This is a genomic window from Ancylobacter koreensis (genome assembly GCF_023016525.1).
Classification (GTDB): domain Bacteria; phylum Pseudomonadota; class Alphaproteobacteria; order Rhizobiales; family Xanthobacteraceae; genus Ancylobacter; species Ancylobacter koreensis.
Genome location: NZ_JALKCG010000010.1, coordinates 1 through 16,000, shown reverse-complemented (window position 1 = coordinate 16,000; position 16,000 = coordinate 1). Strand labels below are relative to the sequence as shown.

18 protein-coding genes are annotated in these 16,000 nt (G+C 64.3%); 11 read left to right on the top strand and 7 right to left on the bottom strand.

Going from position 1 to position 16,000, the window contains the following annotated elements:
• Window positions 1–103 precede the first annotated feature (103 nt).
• The 4 genes from MWN33_RS17870 to MWN33_RS17855 all read right to left on the bottom strand — a co-directional run bounded on the left by MWN33_RS17870 (window position 104) and on the right by MWN33_RS17855 (window position 1,722).
• On the bottom strand, window positions 104–352 hold the full coding sequence (locus tag MWN33_RS17870; protein ID WP_247202409.1) for a hypothetical protein: 249 nt from the start codon (window positions 350–352) through the stop codon (window positions 104–106).
• Between the two features lie 127 nt (window positions 353–479).
• A complete protein-coding gene (locus MWN33_RS17865) occupies window positions 480–1,295 on the bottom strand; it encodes an alpha/beta hydrolase (RefSeq protein ID WP_247202408.1) in 816 nt (271 codons plus the stop codon).
• 14 nt (window positions 1,296–1,309) lie between these two features.
• Entirely contained in the window at window positions 1,310–1,462 is a 153-nt protein-coding gene (locus MWN33_RS17860; protein WP_247202407.1) for a hypothetical protein, read from the bottom strand.
• Window positions 1,459–1,722 (bottom strand): hypothetical protein, encoded by a 264-nt coding sequence (locus MWN33_RS17855; RefSeq protein ID WP_247202406.1) that lies wholly within the window; start codon window positions 1,720–1,722, stop codon window positions 1,459–1,461. The genes MWN33_RS17860 and MWN33_RS17855 overlap by 4 nt, the downstream gene beginning before the upstream one ends.
• Window positions 1,723–1,934: 212 nt before the next feature.
• Here MWN33_RS17855 and MWN33_RS17850 point away from each other — a divergent pair, with 212 nt between their 5' ends.
• The 5 genes from MWN33_RS17850 to MWN33_RS17830 all read left to right on the top strand — a co-directional run bounded on the left by MWN33_RS17850 (window position 1,935) and on the right by MWN33_RS17830 (window position 6,855).
• The gene (locus MWN33_RS17850; protein ID WP_247202405.1) at window positions 1,935–2,585 is read left to right on the top strand and encodes a GntR family transcriptional regulator; all 651 of its coding nucleotides are present in this window, start codon (window positions 1,935–1,937) and stop codon (window positions 2,583–2,585) included.
• Complete coding sequence (locus MWN33_RS17845; RefSeq protein WP_247202404.1) at window positions 2,582–4,162, top strand: sugar ABC transporter ATP-binding protein; 1,581 nt, start codon at window positions 2,582–2,584, stop codon at window positions 4,160–4,162. The genes MWN33_RS17850 and MWN33_RS17845 overlap by 4 nt, the downstream gene beginning before the upstream one ends.
• On the top strand, window positions 4,155–5,147 hold the full coding sequence (locus MWN33_RS17840) for an ABC transporter permease (RefSeq protein WP_247202403.1): 993 nt from the start codon (window positions 4,155–4,157) through the stop codon (window positions 5,145–5,147). Before MWN33_RS17845 ends, MWN33_RS17840 begins: the two co-directional genes overlap by 8 nt.
• An 81-nt stretch (window positions 5,148–5,228) precedes the next feature.
• A complete protein-coding gene (locus tag MWN33_RS17835; protein ID WP_247202402.1) occupies window positions 5,229–6,179 on the top strand; it encodes a substrate-binding domain-containing protein in 951 nt (316 codons plus the stop codon).
• 55 nt (window positions 6,180–6,234) lie between these two features.
• The gene (locus MWN33_RS17830) at window positions 6,235–6,855 is read left to right on the top strand and encodes a DJ-1/PfpI family protein (protein ID WP_247202401.1); all 621 of its coding nucleotides are present in this window, start codon (window positions 6,235–6,237) and stop codon (window positions 6,853–6,855) included.
• A 95-nt stretch (window positions 6,856–6,950) separates the two neighbouring features.
• On the opposite strand, the gene MWN33_RS17825 is transcribed toward MWN33_RS17830, so the two are convergent.
• Together MWN33_RS17825 and MWN33_RS17820 are read right to left on the bottom strand one after the other, a co-directional pair.
• Entirely contained in the window at window positions 6,951–7,817 is an 867-nt protein-coding gene (locus tag MWN33_RS17825) for a hypothetical protein (RefSeq protein ID WP_247202400.1), read from the bottom strand.
• Window positions 7,818–7,900: 83 nt separating this feature from the next.
• The gene (locus MWN33_RS17820) at window positions 7,901–9,337 is read right to left on the bottom strand and encodes a DUF1254 domain-containing protein (protein WP_247202399.1); all 1,437 of its coding nucleotides are present in this window, start codon (window positions 9,335–9,337) and stop codon (window positions 7,901–7,903) included.
• Window positions 9,338–9,742: 405 nt separating this feature from the next.
• Here MWN33_RS17820 and MWN33_RS17815 point away from each other — a divergent pair, with 405 nt between their 5' ends.
• From MWN33_RS17815 to MWN33_RS17805, 3 genes are all read left to right on the top strand, one after another.
• On the top strand, window positions 9,743–10,372 hold the full coding sequence (locus MWN33_RS17815) for an AraC family transcriptional regulator ligand-binding domain-containing protein (protein ID WP_247202398.1): 630 nt from the start codon (window positions 9,743–9,745) through the stop codon (window positions 10,370–10,372).
• A gap of 56 nt (window positions 10,373–10,428) precedes the next feature.
• Window positions 10,429–11,534 (top strand): IS3 family transposase gene (locus MWN33_RS17810; RefSeq protein ID WP_247202397.1). Its coding sequence is split into 2 segments (ribosomal slippage): window positions 10,429–10,684 and window positions 10,684–11,534, totalling 1,107 coding nucleotides; the frame shifts between segments, so codons are not numbered across the junction.
• Window positions 11,535–11,660: 126 nt separating this feature from the next.
• On the top strand, window positions 11,661–11,966 hold the full coding sequence (locus tag MWN33_RS17805; protein WP_247202396.1) for a helix-turn-helix domain-containing protein: 306 nt from the start codon (window positions 11,661–11,663) through the stop codon (window positions 11,964–11,966).
• A 24-nt stretch (window positions 11,967–11,990) separates the two neighbouring features.
• Here MWN33_RS17805 and MWN33_RS19110 read toward each other — a convergent pair whose 3' ends face one another.
• Complete coding sequence (locus MWN33_RS19110; protein ID WP_281493855.1) at window positions 11,991–12,116, bottom strand: hypothetical protein; 126 nt, start codon at window positions 12,114–12,116, stop codon at window positions 11,991–11,993.
• Between the two features lie 671 nt (window positions 12,117–12,787).
• Here MWN33_RS19110 and MWN33_RS17800 point away from each other — a divergent pair.
• The 3 genes from MWN33_RS17800 to MWN33_RS17790 all read left to right on the top strand — a co-directional run bounded on the left by MWN33_RS17800 (window position 12,788) and on the right by MWN33_RS17790 (window position 15,888).
• The gene (locus MWN33_RS17800) at window positions 12,788–13,228 is read left to right on the top strand and encodes a very short patch repair endonuclease (protein WP_247202395.1); all 441 of its coding nucleotides are present in this window, start codon (window positions 12,788–12,790) and stop codon (window positions 13,226–13,228) included.
• Window positions 13,229–13,436: 208 nt separating this feature from the next.
• Window positions 13,437–14,651 carry a hypothetical protein gene (locus MWN33_RS17795; protein WP_247202394.1) on the top strand — a complete coding sequence of 405 codons (1,215 nt, stop codon included), beginning with the start codon at window positions 13,437–13,439 and terminating at the stop codon, window positions 14,649–14,651.
• Window positions 14,652–14,658: 7 nt separating this feature from the next.
• Window positions 14,659–15,888 (top strand): DNA cytosine methyltransferase, encoded by a 1,230-nt coding sequence (locus MWN33_RS17790; RefSeq protein ID WP_247202393.1) that lies wholly within the window; start codon window positions 14,659–14,661, stop codon window positions 15,886–15,888.
• Window positions 15,889–16,000: the final 112 nt, after the last annotated feature.

Sequence of the window (16,000 nt, the reverse complement as noted above, 5' to 3'; positions counted from 1 at the left end):
AGAGGAAGGGTTGTTGGAACGGGCAACATGAGTTGGCGCGGCGGGGCCGTGGCTCGCCGCTGCTCATCTGCTCAGAACGAAAACGTCGAACGTATCGAACGTATCAAGTGGAGGCGAAAGCCTTGGGCGTCGTCGTCTTCGCGTCGTTCGCGGGAGTGCGGCCCAGACCTGCGGCCCGAACCGCGAGTTCACGGTGCGCCGCTTCCAGACGTTTCCACGACGCCTCGCCCGACCGCAGCAGCATCAGGCGGTCGTCATCCGACAACATCGGATTGCGGGCCTGCCCGATGGCGGAGGTGTAGTCCTCCAGTTCGATGTCCATGTTCAGGAGAATTTCGCGCAGCGATCGCATGTCGGCACCCGTTCCGCTCGATCGGCGACGTCGCATGACTGCGTCGTTGCCTTGATCGCCTAACGTGCGGGCGCCTTTCCCGGTTCCGCGTATGCGAACGGATTCGACGCGTGCCGTAACGGGATAGTCAGGACAGCGAGACGAGCCGTTTCAACAGGCCGCCGGCCTCGCTAACGGGCGTGCCGAGATCGGCCACGATGCTCATGTGATCCGCGCCCGCGAGGGTGCGCACGCGCGGCCTGGCGTCGGCGCGCGTGAGGTGGACCGCGAACGCGTTCGCCTGTTCGTGGAAGGGGGCGGTCTCATGGCTCCCCGTGACGATCTCGATCGGCGGGCAGGCATCATAGGCAAGGCGCAGGGGGCTGAAGCGCTCCACCTCGTCATCGGTTATGTCGATGAGGTCGCGCAGGAAGGAATGCTGCAACGGCGCGAGGTCGTAGACGCCGCTCAGGAGCAGCGCACCGGCGATGCCCGGGGACGGCTGGCCCACCTCGAACAGCAGCGCGCCGAGTTGGGCGCCCGCCGAATGGCCGCTGATCGTCAAACGGGCGGGATCGCCGCCATGCTCGGCTATGTGACGCTGACACCAGTCCCGCGCCCGGCGCACCTGGTCGACGACCGCCTCCATCCGCACCGAGGGCATGAGGGCGTAGTCGATGACGACCGCGATACCGCCGGCCGCGGTAACGGTATCGGCCACGAAGGAGAAATCCTCCTTGGCGAACATCCGCCAATAGCCGCCGTGGATGAACATGTGCACCGCCCCAGTCTGTCGGTCGGGTGGCGGGAGGAACAGATCGAGCCGTTCCCCGGGGCCAGAGCCGTAGGCGATGTCGGCACGCATCGGCAGGCGCGCCCGTGTCTGCGCGCTGCGGGCGCCATAGGCCATGACGTGCTGGTCGAAATCCGGCACGTGGTCGCGGGTGCGGAACGGGTCGGCCATGGCCGCGATCCCGTTCAGAGGATGGGGACGCATTTCGCCTCCGGGAGTTCCGGCACGCCCTGCGTGCCGCCCTCGCGACCGGGCCCGGACTCACGGGTGCCGCTGAAGGAAGCCGCCGGATCGATGCGCTCCGCCGCGAGCGGGATGGAGGGCATGGCGAGGGTCATGGCTGGACTTTCGATTCGAGGACGATGGCCGCCGCGCGGCGGTCGCCGGTATGGGTCGCGTCACGCACGCGGCGCATGTTCTTGGCGGCCGTGGGGCGCAGACCGTTCCTGATCAACCGCTCGAAGGCGAGCGGCATGCGCGTCGTAGCGATGCCGACGCCGGCGAGCCACCCCGTCACCTCGGGCGGGAGGCGGTCATGGACCCGGACCGCCAGCCCCGCCTGATACAGCGGCAGCCGCGCGGCGGAGGACAGTGTCACGGCGCTCTCCTCGTCTGGTATAACGTATATAGTAATAATAAATTCCAGTCTCCTGAGCGATATCCCTGTATAAAATCGTATAGGATATCGTATTGAGCGATTGAAAGGATCGTGCTAGCTGTTGATTGCTGTCAAGGGGCAACGCTATGCGCGGTTCGAAACCTAACGTTATTTCCCGCTATCTGCCTGAAGACGGCGGGTCTGGGCCGGCGGTGCATCGCGCCGCCAGCCTCTCCGAAGAAGTGTATGACGCGATCTTCGCGCGCCTGATGGCGCTCAAGATTCCTCCCGGCGCACGCATCACCGTCGACAACCTCGTGCGCGAGCTGGCGGTGTCGCAGACGCCGATCCGCGAAGCGCTCGGCCGGCTCGAAGGCGAAGGCCTCGTCATCAAGACCCACCTCGTCGGCTACAGCGCCGCGCCGCAGATCACCCGTGCGCGCTTCGAGGAGCTGTACGATCTGCGCCTCCTGCTTGAGCCCGAGATGGCGGGCCGCGCGGCAGCCGCCATGACGGACGAGGCGCTCAGCGCGCTCACCGGGGCCGCCGGCGTCAATCTGCGCGGTGCGGGAGCGGACGAGCGCGCGCGCTACCCCCAGTTCGCCCGGCAGGACGCGGTCTTCCACGACATGATCCTGGAGGTCGGCGGCAACGAACTCGTGCGGGAGACGCTGGCGCACCAGCACACCCATTTTCACATTTTCCGCCTGATGTTCCATGCCCTTGTGACCGAGGAGGCGCTCGACGAGCATGAGGCGCTCCTGGCGGCCTTTGCCGCCCGCGATGTCGAGGCGGCGCGCGTGGCGATGCGGGTGCATCTGGAGCGTTCGCGCGAACGCCTCTCACCGGCGTTCGACCTATGAGCGGCGCCTCCCTCGCCCTTGCTCCGGCCGGAGACACCGCCGAGCCCGTGCTGCGCGCCGAGCACCTCGCGAAGGAGTTCAGCGGGGTACGGGTGCTCTCCGACGTGTCGCTGGACATCCGCGCGGGCGAGATCCACGCGGTCATCGGGGAGAACGGCGCCGGCAAGTCGACGCTGATGCGTCTGCTCTCGGGCTACCTGAAGCCCAGCGAAGGTGCGCTCTTCATGGATGGCGCACCGGTCGACTTCCACGCGCCGGCGGATGCGCAGGCGGCCGGGATCGCCCTCGTCCATCAGGAGATTCTGCTCGCCGACGCGCTGACCGTCACCGAGAACATCTTCATCGGCCGCGAGATCGCCCGTTTCGGCCGGCTCGACGAGCGCGCCATGCGCGAGGCGGCCGCTGCCCAGCTTGCCGAAATCGGCTGCAAGGTGTCGCCGACCGCCCTCGTGCGGGACATCTCGCTGGCCAACCGCCAGCTGGTGCAGATCGCCAAGGCGCTGCTCGGCACCCGCCGCGTCGTCATCTTCGACGAGCCGACCGCCGTGCTGACCCACGACGAGGTCGATCCGCTGCTCGACATCATCGTCGAGCTGAAGCAGCGCGGCGTCGCCATCCTCTACATCAGCCACCGGCTGGACGAAGTGGAACGCCTCGCCGACCGGGTGACGGTGCTGCGCGACGGGCGGATGGTCGGCACCTACGACGCGCAGGGCCTCACGCCGCACCGCATGGCCAGCCTGATGGTCGGGCGCGAATTCGCCAGCCTCTATCCCGCGCGGCAGGACCCCGCGCGGCTCGCCGGCGGTGACGCCGCTCCCGCTCTGGAGATCGAGAACGCTCATGTCCCCGGATTCGTCCGGGAGGTGTCGCTGACCCTGCACAAGGGGGAAATCCTCGGGCTCGCCGGCATGATCGGCGCCGGTCGGACGGAGTTGTTCGAAGGATTGCTCGGCTTGCGGCCCGCCAGCTTCGGCGCGGTGCGCCTGCACGGGGAACTGGCCGCCTTCCGTTCCCCGGCCCATGCGGCGGAGCTGGGCATCGGCTATCTCACCGAGGACCGCAAGGGAAAAGGCCTGCTGCTGGAGGAGCGGCTGGCGCCGAACCTCACCCTTGCCGCGCTCGACCGCGTTCACCCGGCCGCCGGGCTCGATCTTGCGCGCGAGGCGCAGCTGCTCGACCGCGCCGTCGCGAGCTACGACATACGCCTGCGCAGCCGCGAGGCGAAAGCGGGCCAGCTCTCGGGCGGCAACCAGCAGAAGCTGCTGCTGGCCAAGGTGATGCTGAACGAGCCCTCGGTGCTCATCATCGACGAGCCCACGCGCGGCATCGACATCGCCAACAAGAGCCAGATCTACGCCTTCATCCATGCGCTGGTGCGCGAGGGGCGCTCCTGCATCGTCATCTCGTCCGAGATGCAGGAACTGATCGGCCTGTGCGACCGCATCCTCGTCATGCGCGCCGGCCGGATCAACGGCGAGCTCGCCGGCGAGGCCATGACCGAAAGCAATGTCGCGCTCTGCGCCACCAGCAGCGCGACCAATGAAAATATATCTGGGAGGACTTCAGATGGCTGACCTCGCCGCCGCGCCGCCGCGCGCCCAGCACGGCTGGTCCATTGGCTGGGGCGATGCGGGCCCGTTCCTGGCACTCGCCGCATTGGTGCTGATCGGCTTCCTGATCAATCCGGATTTTCTGTCGGCGAACAACATCGCCAACGTCGTCACACGCAGCGCCTTCATCGGCATCATCGCCATCGGCGCGACTTTCGTCATCTCGTCCGGCGGCCTCGACCTCTCGGTCGGCTCCATGGCGGCCTTCATCACCGGGGTGATGATCCTCGTGATGAACTGGGCGGCGCCGAGCGTCGGCACGGCAGCCATTCCGCTCGGCATGGCGGTCGCCCTCGTCACCGGCATTGCCTGCGGGCTACTGAACGGCACCATCGTCACCATCGGGCGCATCGAGCCGTTCATCGCCACGCTCGGCACGATGGGCATCTTTCGCGCCCTCATCACCTACATGACCGATGGCGGCACGGTGGCGATCGACCGCAGCCTGCGCGACGCCTACCGCCCGGTCTATTTCGGCGATGTGCTCGGCGTGCCGATCCCGATCCTGGTCTCGCTCGCCGTCGCGCTGGTCGCCGCCTATGTGCTCTACCGCACCCGCTATGGACGGCGCTGCGTGGCGGTGGGCGCGAATGAGGACGTGGCGCGCTATTCCGGCATATCGGTCGCGCGGGTGCGCACCATGGCCTTCGTCATCCAGGGCGCCTGCGTCGCCATCGCCGCCATCTGCTACGTGCCCCGTCTTGGCGCGGCGACCCCGACGACCGGCCTGCTGTGGGAACTGCAGGTCATCACCGCCGTCGTCATCGGCGGTACGGCGCTGCGCGGCGGGCGAGGGCGCGTCTGGGGCACCGTGGCGGGCGCGGTGATCCTCGAATTCATCGCCAACCTGATGGTGCTTTCCGACTTCGTCTCCGAGTACCTCGTCGCCGCGGTTCAGGGCGTGATCATCATCATCGCCATGCTGATCCAGCGCATGTCGAAGAGGTAGGCGGCACCGACGAGCCGGCGCGCGCGAGGCAGCCGCGATGTGCCGGACATCAACAAGACTGCCATACCTCGGAGGAAACACATGCTCAGAAATGCCCTGATCGCCGCCGGCGTCACGACGGCCCTGCTGGCCGCCGGCCCGGCCTCGGCCGCCGAGAAGAAGACCATCGCCGTCTCCATTCCGGCGGCGGACCATGGCTGGACGGCCGGCGTCGTCTACCATGCCAATGCTGCGGCCAAGGAAATCAACAAGGCCTTTCCCGATCTCGAAGTGATCGTGAAGACCTCGCCCTCGGCGAGCGCGCAGGTCAGCGCCATCGAGGACCTGTCGGCAACGCGCAAGCTCGACGCGCTGGTGATCCTGCCGCACAGCTCAGAGGAACTGACCACGCCGGTCAAAACCATCAAGGAGAAGGGCAGCTTCATCACCGTGGTCGATCGCGGCCTGAACGACCCCAACATCCAGGATCTCTACGTCGCCGGCGACAACATCGCGGTTGGCTTCAACACCGCGAAGTTCCTCGTCGAGAAGATGGGCGGCAAAGGCAACCTCGTGGTGCTGCGCGGCATCCCGACCGTCATCGACGACGAGCGCATCAAGGGCTTCCAGGACGGGATCAAGGGCTCCGACCTCAAGATCCTCGACATCCAGTACGCCAACTGGAACAGCGACGAAGCCTTCAAGCTGATGCAGGACTACCTCGCCAAATACCCGCAGATCGACGCGGTGTGGGCGAATGACGACGACATGCTCCTCGGCGTGCTGGAGGCGATCAAGCAGTCCGGGCGCAAGGACATCAAGTTCGCGCTCGGCGGCAACGGCATGAAGGAGATCATCGAGAAGGTCATGGCGGGCGACGCGATGACGCCGGTCGAGACGCCCTATCCGCCGTCCATGATCAAGACCGCCATCTATCTGACGGCCGCCCATTTCGCCGGCCATGCGCCGGTGCGCGGCTCCCTCAAGCTCGATGCGCCGCTGATCACCAAGGCGAATGCCGCCGAATACCACTTTCCGGATTCGCCGTTCTGATCACCAGGGGCGGTCCGGCGCCCCGCTACATCCCGACACAAGCGGAGAAACGACCATGCCAGGCAAGAAAATCCTGATGCTCACGGGTGAGTTCACCGAGGAATACGAGATCTTCGTGTTCCAGCAGGGAATGGAAGCCGTGGGCCACACCGTCCATGTCGTCTGCCCGGACAAGAAGGCCGGTGACAAGATTCAGACCTCGCTGCACGATTTCGAGGGACACCAAACCTATATCGAGCGCTACGGCCATCTCGCCGACATCAACAAGACCTTCGTCGAGGTGAAGCTCGACGAGTACGACGCGGTGTACTGCGCCGGCGGGCGCGGCCCGGAATATATCCGCACCGACAAGCGCATCCAGGCGATGGTTCGCCACTTCCATGAGACCGGCAAGCCGATCTTCACCATCTGCCACGGGGCACAGATCCTGATGGCGGTAGACGGGGTGCTGACCGGAAAGCGCGTCGGCGCGCTCGGTGCCTGCGAGCCGGAAGTGCGGCTGGCGGGTGGCACCTATGTCGACCTTTCGCCGACGGAAGCGCTGGTCGACGGCAATATGGTCTCGGCCAAGGGCTGGACGGCGCTGGCCGCCTTCATGCGCGAATGCCTGAAGGTGCTCGGCACCGAGATCCGCCATTCCGGCGATGCCCCGGCCGCCGCGACGCGCGCGGCGTGAACCGCCCGATTCCGGGCGGCCTTATGGGTCGCCCGGAATCGTGATGTGGCGACGAGCAGGGCACGTGGCCCCAGGTTAGTGGCTACGCGTCCCGCCTAGAAGTGCCAGGCGACGCTTAATGTCGGGCCGTGCATGGTGGTGTTGTAGCGGAAGGCGCCGCCCTGTGCGTTGCCGCTCTCGTAGTCCTCGTAGAGGTAGCGGTAGCCCACCGCGCTCGAGATCGACGGCGTCCACATATAGCCGAGGCCGACATAGCCCGAGCTCGACAGCTTCGAGCCGACGCCGAAGCCGCCAATGTCGGCAATCGCGTTCATGAACCAGCGCTCGTCGATCTTCCATTGTGCGGTCAGGCCGACGGTCGGGTCGAGCCACTCCTTGCTCTGGCTGGCGGCCAGCGCCAGCGGCATCACGTCGGGGGTCAGAGACAGGTCGCCGGAGATGCGCATGTAGCGCAGGCCGCCGGTGACGGCGATGTCGATATTTGAAAGCCCGAGCGGCAACCAGTAGCCCACCGCGCCGGTGGCGACCGTCTGCGAAAGCTCGGCATCGAGCGCCGTGCCGCCGAAAGTGCCGACATGGCTGTCATGCGAGAGCCGGGCGAGCACGAGGTCCGCCAGCACCATCCACTGGTCATTGCGGGCGAAGAAGCTGCCCATCACCGCGCCGTCGAGCTTTTCGAGCACATCCGGGATCGTGGCGTTCACGGGCACGGAGGGTAGCCGCCCGACACCGACATCGCCATTGATCGCGGTCGCCCAGCCATAGAGCGTCGCCTGGTATCGCCACTGTGAGGCGGAGGGGGCGGGGGCCTCCGCTGCCGGGGAGGGAGCCGCCGAGGGAAGGTCCGCCGCCTGCACCCGGCCGGCAGCGAGGGACGTCGCCAGAAGTACCGCCGCAAGCAGGCTCCGCCGCCCATAGATGCGGAAGAAGCGCCCGCTCGGGGCATGGGTCGTGAAACGCATGGCGGCGATCTCCGCTCGGCCGAAGAACTGATGCGATGCCGGCCGGGCGGCCGGCATCGCGTGGATGAAAACGGTGGGTGCCGTCAGGCGCCCTTGGTCACGGCCGGAATGACCCATGAACCGTCGAGAATCGACGGATCGTTCTCGTCCGGCCAGTAGAGGCGCAGCATGAGGTAGAACTGCCCCTTCGGCGCGGGCAGCCAGTTGGCCTCCTTGGCCGTGCCGGGGTTCTCGTTCTGCACATAGATGAGCAGCGAACCGTCGGCCTCGAAGGTCGGGTTGGTCCGCACGCTCATCGAGTAGCGGTTGATCGGGTTGGCGACGAAGAAATAGTTCTCGTCATACATGGTCAGCGACCAGAACCCCTTCACCGGCGGCAGCTGGCCGGGAGCGAAGCGCAGCGCGTACTTGTCCGCGCCGCTGTAGTCCCGGCCATCCTTGTCCTTGAGCGAGGTCGGGTAGACCGCGTCCTGCGGCCGGTTGGCGCCGAGGCCGATGGCGGTGATGAGCGCGCGCTGGAGGTAGTCGGTGCCATAGGTGCCGGTCTTGGTGGTGTAGCCCCAGCCGTTCACGTCCTTGACGTCGCCGTCGCTGAACTTGAAGTGCAGCATGATGCGGTCGAAGGAGAGCGCCGGCAGGCGCTTGTCCCAGCGCGCGTCGACGGCCTTGGCATCGAAGCTCTGGCCCGCCGTGAGCCCGATGGACGCGAACCGCTCCAGGGCCGGCGCGTCCTTGGGCGAGGGCGGATTGCGCTTCATCAGTTCGGCGAGCAGCGTGAAATACTCGACGGTGGAGAGCGCGTTCACCTGCTCGCGCACCGGCGTCTTCATGTCGATCGTCGAATCCACCTTGCCAGGCGGCGGCGTGAAGGGCTTGCCGAGCGAACTGAGCGGGAACAGCTTGAACTGGTCTTGCAGCGCATGCACGGCCGCGTAATCCTCCGGCGTGCCGGTGCAGTAGATGCGCCCCAGCATCCAGACGAGGCTGGTCGGCGACTTGAGCTGCGTCATGCCCGCCGGCACCGTGCCGTTCCAGCCCGGGCCGGTGACGAGGAAGGTCTGCGCGCCGGTGCCCGTGGTGCGCGAGCCCGGCACCTGGAACACATTGGTCCAGCCGTCGAGGAAGGGCAGCAGGAAGTAGCGGCCCTTCATGTCCGGGATGCTGACCACCCACGGCTCGTCGCCGACGTCGAAGAAGGCGGTGGTGTAGAGCGTGTCGGCGTTGGGCGCGGTCACGTCGCGGAACGAGGCGTCGGGATAGGAGCGCGCCTTCATGATGGTGCCCATCGGCGCGCGCGTGCCTGCCGCGGTGGCGACATTGGTCATCACCCGGCGGGTGTATTCCATGGTGACGAGCGGGTAGCCGAAGACATAGGCGTCCGAGGCGACCTTGAAGTCCTCAGCACCCTCGACGACGTCGAAGAGAGGGCCGTCCCAGGCGAGGGCATCGTGCGGCCGGCCGGCCACCGCGAGTCCGAAGGCGGTGCCGCCGAGCAGCAGCATGCGGCGCGAAACGTTCATGGAAGTCTCCGTGGGGGGTGATGCAGCTCCGCGTCCGGCGCGGGTTCGCGCGCGACGGCTTGCCGAGAAAAAGGGTAAGGGCGCGTCGCTCGCCGATGGCACGAACGCATCGGCCGCCAGCGTGCACCTGGAGGAAACGTGCGTCAGCGCGCTCCGGTCGGCCGGGTGTCGCAAACCCGGCGGCTCGGCACGTTGGATGAAGGCGAATGCTTGCACACATGCAACTCGAAAGTAGAGCCGGACGAGTCTCGAAGTTCGCGCGAAATCTAAATTCCGCTGCGACAACAAGACAGATCGGAAAACTCCTGACTGCGACGCTGCGAGGCAGGACATCTTGCCGTCCAGCGGAGACATAGCTTATGAAGGTCATGTCCGCTTGCTATTTCAGGACAGGAACCGGTAATTTTGAATCATGTTCCCCTCCAGAGGGTGGGTCCGCTCGCGTGCTTGCCGGAGGTGCTCAAGGACCTTTGCGTCAGCCCCGAGGCGGCGTTCGCCGGCTCCGGTATCGCGCCCGACGCGCTGCAGCCCGACGCGCGCCTCGCCTACACCGCGCTGATCGGCCTGCTGGAGCGTTCCGCCGTGGTCGCCCGCTGCCCGCATCTCGGCCTTTTGGTCGGCGGGCGCAGCGATCACCGCGCCCTCGGCCAGGTCGGCGAGATGATGGCCAGCGCGCCGACGCTCGGCGACGCCTTCCGCGACTATGTCGGCGTCCAGATCGGCTATTCGCGCGGCGCGGTGGTCTATCTCCAGCGGTCCGGTGATGACTGCCTCATCGGCTACGGCCTTTACGCCGCCAGCGGCGGCCGCCAGGTCCACGATCTGGTCGCGGCGATGGGCGTCAATCTCGTGCGCTCGCTCACGGGCGGGCAGGTGCAGGCGCGGCATGTTCTCATTGGGGCCGGGCGGCCCTCTCAACTTGCGCATCACCGCAAGATCCTGCGCGCGCCCATTCTCTTCGATCAGGAGCATACCGGCGTCGTCATCGCCGGGGGCGACATGGACCACCCGCTGCCGGGCGCGCATGCCGGGTGACGTTGCCCCCTGAAGCGCCCTCGGTTTGAATTGGACTCCGTCGGAAGGAGACGGAGATGAAGAAGAGCCGGTTCAGCGAAGAGCAGATCATTGCGGTGCTGAAGGAGCATCAGGCGGGGATTGCGGTGGCGGATATCTTCCGCAAGCACGGGATCAGCGACGCGACCTTCTACAACTGGCGCAATCGCTACGGCGGGATGGATGTGTCGGACGCGCGCCGGCTGAAGGCGCTCGACGACGAGAACCGCAAGCTCAAGAAGCTTCTGGCCGAGTCGATGCTGGACGTCGCGACGCTGCGCGAGGCACTCGGAAAAAACTTCTGAAGCCCGGATCGCGGAGAGCGTTCGTGAACTGGGCGATCGAAGAGAAGAGCTATTCGCAGCGTCGGGCCTGCGGTCTGATCGGGCTCGACCCGAAGACCTATCGCTATGCCTCGCGGCGGTCCGACGACGTGGAGATCCGGGAGCGGCTGAAGGCCGGTCAGCGTCGGCGGTTCGGCTATCGGCGCCTGCACATCCTGCTGCGGCGGGACGGCATCGCGCTGAACCACAAGAAGCTGTTCCGGCTCTATCGGGAGGAGCGGCTAACGGTGCACCGGCGTGGCGGGCGCAAGCGCGCGCTCGGGACACGGGCGCCGATGACCATGCCACAGGGGCCGAACCAGCGCTGGAGCCTCGACTTTATCGCGGACCAGCTCGTCGATGGCCGCCGCTTCCGCGTCCTGGTCATCGTCGACGACTTTACGCGAGAGTGCCTGGCGCTCGTCGTCGATATTTCGCTCTCCGGCCAGCGCGTTGTCCGGGAGCTCGATGCACTCATCGCCCTTCGCGGCCGGCCGCTCATGGTGGTCAGCGACAACGGCACCGAACTGACCTCGCGCGCGATCCTGCAATGGCAGGAAGACAGCCGGGTCGAGTGGCACTACATCGCACCAGGCAAGCCCATGCAAAACGGCTTCGTCGAGAGCCTGAACGGCCGCTTCCGGGACGAATGCCTGAACGAGCACATGTTCCGAAACCTGCCGAGCGCTCGCCGGCTGATCGAGGAATGGAGAACGGACTACAACGCCCACAGGCCGCATACGAGCCTTGGCGGCCTCACCCCGAACGAGTTTGCAACCCGATCCAGAACGGACCACAGCGAGAACAGAGTCCAGTTATGAACGAGGGCAAACAAGGGGCAACGTCACGGGCGCCACCAGCGGCTGCGCGCGGCGATCCAGTCGACGCTGAGCGGCGATCTCAACGACGTCGCCGCGCAGGTCCGTCACCTGCTGCGGCCACGCCTGATGACGGGCGAGGCCGACCGCGAGGCGGTGGCGCGGGAGATGGGCATGGGGCCGCGCACCCTGGCCCGGCACCTCGCGCGCTCTGGCACCAGCTTCGAGGCGATCAAGGACGAGGTACGCTTCGCCATCGCCCGCGAACTGCTGACCCTGACGCGTCTGCCGGTCGGACGGATCGCGGAGGCGCTCTCCTATTCCGCGAACAGCGCCTTCGACCACGCGTTCAGGAGATGGGCCGACATGGCACCGACGGACTTCCGCCGCGCCGCGAGCGGGACGGGGCAACCCGACCGCGATCGGGGCGCGTAGGGAGCACCCTCCCGAAGTGGTGAATCAGCCGATCTGCTCGATGACGATGGCGCGGATCTGTTCGCGCGTGAGGCCGCAGGGTTCGGGTTTCCAATCAGGGCTGGAGCGGACGATGGAAGGCGCGAGCGGGGTGAGCTTGTGGTTACGCATATATCCTCTTGGCCGCTTCGACCCGTGGTCGGCGGCTGACGCTGGTGCGTCCATGTGTGAGTGAGAAGAGCCCGGCATCATGGGATGGGGCTTAGGCCGCAGCTGCGACGCCCGAATGACTACCGTACCAATACGTTGCGATTGAGGCGTGCTGGCAACCGGCAAGCGGGGCTCGGGCGGGACTGCCGAGGCGGAAGCGCCGGAGGAAAGGAAGTTAATCGAACGCGGCTCGGGTCGAAGGCAGGCAGCAGCCCGGCGTGCATGTCCGTTCTTGGGTCGCTGAATCAATGCGATCAGCAACATGCAGACATGAAAATAGAAAAAGCCTGGCGCGCCGACCAAAGTGAAACCGCGAACACCTATGTTATTGAAATTGTGGCGGTTTAGAAAGTGCCAAGGAATGGGCTTGGGCGAAGTTTCGAAGTCAAGGGGCGCCGGAATGCACGGCAAAACATGTCAGCGCGGAACGTGCGTTTCATCCACGTTCGCATCCCTCACGCTCCGGAGTAAGCCGCAGCAGAGTGGTGCGCTCGGCTTAGCAGCCGTGTCGAATACCGCAACGACGGCAAATACGAGCTTGACGATTGCTTCCGCCGCGATCGGCGCCATGTACGACCTCTGGGAGAAGGCAAAAGCTGCCGCCGGTGGAACCGAACCTTCAGGCTCGAGGCATGTCGCCGCGCCCCATGCCCTTTCCTGATGTTCCCGAGGCCATCCGTCGCCGGATGTCACGCATCCGCAAAACTGGCAGCAAGCCGGAGATGCAGGTTCGCCGACTCGCGCACATGCTCGGATACAGATTTCGAATCAATCGTCGAGATCTGCCCGGCACCCCTGACATTGTGTTCCCCGGCCGCCGGAAGGTGATCTTCGTTCACGGGTGTTTTTGGCACCAGCATGATGCCTGCCGCCTCGCAAACAAGCCCCAGATTAGAACCGATTATTGGCTGCCTAAACTGACGCGTAACGTGGAACGAGATAGGAAGATCAATGTCTCGCTTCGAGAGCTAGGCTGGGATGTGCTGGTGATCTGGGAATGTGAGATCAATGATCGTGATGCTTTGGCGCAGCGACTGAGAGAGTTTCTCGAGCCTTCTCCTGTTCGAGATTGAGACAGGCACCAGTCTGGTGCAATGATCATGTACGCACCCGCTCCAGCTTGCCTCACCTGTGAAACCAATTGCCCATTCCCCCTCCCATCTCGCCTGCGTTTGTTCTTGTTTCGTTCATACAATCCCATTAGGGTTCCGAATCGCAATAAAGTGGGGGAGCCATAAGGCGGTGATTCTCGAATCGTCGCCAGATCGCTAATGTCGCCGAATGAACCCGTTTGATGCCCATAAGAACATCCTCTCCGCTTTGGAGTGGAAAAGCTACGCGGTAAGCCGCTCCGATAAAGAGCCGCTACTTGCCTTCCTGCTGCGGGCGCTGGAAATGCGGGACTGTCGCATCGTTCACGCAAGTGAACCCAACCGGGCTCCATTCTACATCGTATTCGATACGCCGTCCGGTGAGCGCCAGGGCGTGCTCGTTTATGCATTCTTCGCTAACTCTAACCACATAAAGAATCGCCCTTCTGACGAACACCGATTCCAGATCAAGTATGGCGGCAACCTGAAGGGTATTTTGGAGGTCGCGGTCGACCCTCAGAACCTGGTTACAACGCTGTTCCTCGGTATCGATACCGCCCAGGGTGTGTTCGTCGCGGCCGACCCGTTGATGAACACGCCAGCCCCTATGTCGCGCTCAATCGAGTTCAAGCGCGACCATGTCGACCTCATTCAAAGTGATGGATGGGCCGTGTGGGAACGCGATCGGCGACCGGGCAAATCCAAGGATCGCCCTACCGCTGATCTTGAAGATTTCCGCACCGAAGTGCTCGTCGGTGGCAAGCAAGATCGACTACTTGACCTTGTTGCGCTGGAGCGGATCGCTCGTGGATTGGACCCCGGCGAACGTCACCTCGTAGCCGACAAGCTAAAGGAGCTGAAACCGAACCCGAAGGCGGTGTCGCACGCTGTCCTGAAAGAATTTGGGATCGCACCTGAAGCCCTCTTCGACCTCATCGAGGGTGCGAGCCGGTTGAAGATGGCGGTGCGGGGTTGGGTTGCCGAGCGGCACCTTTTTGACGCACTCCAGAGTCTAGACGGTGTATCCGAGTGTATTCGATTGGAGGCGGACGGTAAGCCCGACCTGTCGCTCAGATGGAAGGGCGGAGCCCCAATTTTGATCGAGTGCAAGAACACGCTGCGCACCACCTACGCTGACGGCAGACCGAAGGTCGATTTCCAGAAGACACGGGCGTCGAAGGGAGACCCTTGTTCTCGCTACTATCGGCCACAGGATTTTCCAGTTCTCGCTGCTTGCCTTCACGCCGTGACGGAAAACTGGGAGTTCCGGTTTGCACTTACCTCTGACTTGGAGCCGCACAAGACCTGCGATGGCAGATTGGCCAACATGATTGGTGTCGCCGAGCCGACTTTCTCAGCGAACGCTGGAAATGTGTTTGATATGTACTATGCAAGGGCGGCGTGAGGTGTCTGTGAAACTCAAAGCAATTTCCTTGTTCACTGGCATCGGAGGGCTCGACTTTGGATTCGAAGCTGCAGGCTATGAGACGCGTGTTGCGCTCGATTTTGATCCCGTCGCTTGCGCCACGGTTCGTCTGAACCGTGATTGGCCGGTATTGGAAGGACCAATAGGTGAAATCTCCTCCGAACTGATATTAAAGACGGCTCGATTGGAGCCTGGCGAGGCTGATATCCTAATTGGAGGACCGCCCTGCCAGCCGTTCAGCAAATCCGGATATTGGGCGCGTGGCGACTCTCGGCGACTTTCCGATCCCCGAGCAGATACCTTGACCGAATATCTTCGGGTGCTTCGCGATACACGCCCTAAGGCGTTCCTATTGGAGAACGTTCCCGGCCTTGCCTATCGGGGTAAGAGTGAGGGCATTGAAGCTTTGAAGGCTGGCGTCGAGGAGATCAATCGTGATCTCGGAACCAACTATGCCTTGGAGTTCCGTGCTCTCAATTCTGCCGATTATGGTGTCCCGCAATTGCGTGAGAGGGTGTTCATCATCGGGTCGAGCGAGGGGAAGCGATTCAAGTTTCCTGCCCAAACTCATTTCCGCCCCGATAGCGAGGAAGCCCTAGCTGGAGGTGAGGCCCATCGGACGACATGGGATGCACTCGCGGACCTCGCCCCTGTAAAAGACAACGCGTCCCTTCGAGTCAAAGGCAAATGGGCTGACTTACTTCCATCGATCCCAGAGGGACACAACTATCTGTGGCATACGGATCGTGGCGGAGGCGTCCCGCTCTTTGGATGGCGTCGGCGCTATTGGAATTTCCTTTTGAAGCTTGCAAAGGATAAGCCGTCTTGGACGATCCAAGCTCAGCCGGGACCGGCAACCGGTCCTTTTCATTGGGAAAATCGTAGACTGTCTGCCGAAGAGCTTTGTCGTCTCCAAACGTTCCCTGATGGGTTGCGATTTGAATGCGGGCATGCCGACATTCAGAAGATGGTCGGCAACGCCGTGCCGTCTGCCTTGGCCGAGACATTAGCGCGCGAGGTTGCCGCACAATTCTTCGGAGTTCGTGGCGTGCTTCGTCCCGCCACACTGATTCCTGCTGTGCAAGGATCTATTCCCAGCCCAGCGCGGCGACTCCCCGTAGCCAAGAAGTTCCTTCATCTCGTGGATAGTGACTCCGCTCATCCGGGCACCGGGTTGGGCCGTGGAGCAATCTTCCGGGACAGCGAAGCGGCTTAATTTAGAAGAATGACGGCTGCTGCGATGCAGTTGGCGGTGACGTTGCCCCCAACTTCTATCCAGCTGTGAGTTCGCCCTGACGGTTGGATTTTCCCTCTCGGGCGTGCGGAGC

Excerpts from the sequence above, each read along its gene's own strand:
- MWN33_RS17870 (WP_247202409.1), bottom strand. The coding sequence starts at position 352 with ATGCGATCGCTGCGCGAAATTCTCCTGAACATGGACATCGAACTGGAG.
- MWN33_RS17865 (WP_247202408.1), bottom strand. The coding sequence starts at position 1,295 with ATGGCCGACCCGTTCCGCACCCGCGACCACGTGCCGGATTTCGACCAG.
- MWN33_RS17860 (WP_247202407.1), bottom strand. The coding sequence starts at position 1,462 with ATGACCCTCGCCATGCCCTCCATCCCGCTCGCGGCGGAGCGCATCGAT.
- MWN33_RS17845 (WP_247202404.1), top strand. The coding sequence starts at position 2,582 with ATGAGCGGCGCCTCCCTCGCCCTTGCTCCGGCCGGAGACACCGCCGAG.
- MWN33_RS17840 (WP_247202403.1), top strand. The coding sequence starts at position 4,155 with ATGGCTGACCTCGCCGCCGCGCCGCCGCGCGCCCAGCACGGCTGGTCC.
- MWN33_RS17835 (WP_247202402.1), top strand. The coding sequence starts at position 5,229 with ATGCTCAGAAATGCCCTGATCGCCGCCGGCGTCACGACGGCCCTGCTG.
- MWN33_RS17830 (WP_247202401.1), top strand. The coding sequence starts at position 6,235 with ATGCCAGGCAAGAAAATCCTGATGCTCACGGGTGAGTTCACCGAGGAA.
- MWN33_RS17825 (WP_247202400.1), bottom strand. The coding sequence starts at position 7,817 with ATGCGTTTCACGACCCATGCCCCGAGCGGGCGCTTCTTCCGCATCTAT.
- MWN33_RS17820 (WP_247202399.1), bottom strand. The coding sequence starts at position 9,337 with ATGAACGTTTCGCGCCGCATGCTGCTGCTCGGCGGCACCGCCTTCGGA.
- MWN33_RS17805 (WP_247202396.1), top strand. The coding sequence starts at position 11,661 with ATGACGGGCGAGGCCGACCGCGAGGCGGTGGCGCGGGAGATGGGCATG.
- MWN33_RS19110 (WP_281493855.1), bottom strand. The coding sequence starts at position 12,116 with ATGCGTAACCACAAGCTCACCCCGCTCGCGCCTTCCATCGTCCGCTCC.
- MWN33_RS17800 (WP_247202395.1), top strand. The coding sequence starts at position 12,788 with ATGTCGCCGCGCCCCATGCCCTTTCCTGATGTTCCCGAGGCCATCCGT.
- MWN33_RS17795 (WP_247202394.1), top strand. The coding sequence starts at position 13,437 with ATGAACCCGTTTGATGCCCATAAGAACATCCTCTCCGCTTTGGAGTGG.